The 1,249-nt window shown below is 30.6% G+C and carries 1 protein-coding gene; it reads left to right on the top strand.

Translation table 11 applies throughout. The annotated features are described in order from the left end of the window. Nucleotides 1-924 precede the first annotated feature (924 nt). Nucleotides 925-1,249 (top strand): hypothetical protein (locus tag ACFIMM_RS03135; protein ID WP_375692609.1); only part of this gene is annotated, 325 nt, incomplete at its 3' end.

Raw genomic sequence — 1,249 nt, 5'->3', positions numbered from 1 at the left:
CCATAACAAATAAATACAACTGTAAATATATATTTGTCAGTTTATGTCAGTACATTGAATCGACAAAAGTGATCATTTAGTAAATGATTAAAACATGTCTTATGAGAGTATGTGATCTTTTAAAGCCTTTCAAAAGAAAGGGATTATAATCATAATAAATGCTATCAAGATCCTTATGGTTATGAGTTTTGAAGGGGTTTTGAGTTTTGAGGGTTGCTGCTATTATGTAAAAAAACGATAAAAAGTAAAAACGTTATTTNAAACATGTCTTATGAGAGTATGTGATCTTTTAAAGCCTTTCAAAAGAAAGGGATTATAATCATAATAAATGCTATCAAGATCCTTATGGTTATGAGTTTTGAAGGGGTTTTGAGTTTTGAGGGTTGCTGCTATTATGTAAAAAAACGATAAAAAGTAAAAACGTTATTTTTCAATATGTTAAGATTTTACAGACCTTTAAAAAACAACCCATATTGATAACACAACCTATAAATTCAACTAATAATATACGTTTTGAGGGGGTTTTGACGGTTTTTACACCTTCAAAACCTATAAGCAAAATGAATATACATAACTCTCTTTAAACAAAGCTTTTGATAACAATAAAGCACTCATTTTAGATTACGGTATAATCTCTTAAAGGCAATGTAAAAAAATCTAATTCACTTTAAGAGTGGATTTCTTAAATTTTGCAAAACAATCTAAAAAAATTATTTAAAAGTTCAAATCGTATCTTTAATTTGAATTATAAATACATTATTAGACTTTTGCATTAATCAAAGGTTTATGATGATGAAGTTTTTTATTTTACTTTGTTTGTTAATACTCACAGCTTGTGGTCCTATAACACATTTGAACGGAATTGTTGATCCAAACTACAAGGGACGATTTCAAACGAAAAAGATGGTCATAGGAGGTGTTGGCATGTCTATTTCTGAGCAAAAAGCACTTGAAGACACCTTTGAGAAATCGCTTGCTAAATACAATGTACAGATATTGAGAGGATTAGAACTTTTCCCTCTAACTCGTAATTATTCCTATAACGAGAAAGAGGAAATTATAACAAATAAAGGCGCAGATGCACTCCTAATAGTTAGCGTTGATAATCGTGCTATATCGCAGACATATATCCCGCCAACGTATCATCCGGGAACCTCTACAAGTACTATTTCGGGATTTGGAAACTTTGCTACCATAGAAACTGAGACGACACCAGGTTATGTGACCGGTGGATATAATATTAGTAAGC

Origin of the sequence: Bartonella sp. AP258QHHD, from assembly GCF_042196145.1 — a bacterium.
Lineage (GTDB): Bacteria > Pseudomonadota > Alphaproteobacteria > Rhizobiales > Rhizobiaceae > Bartonella.
The sequence above is the reverse complement of the archived record's forward strand: the minus strand, read 5'-3'. Positions and strand labels throughout refer to the sequence as shown.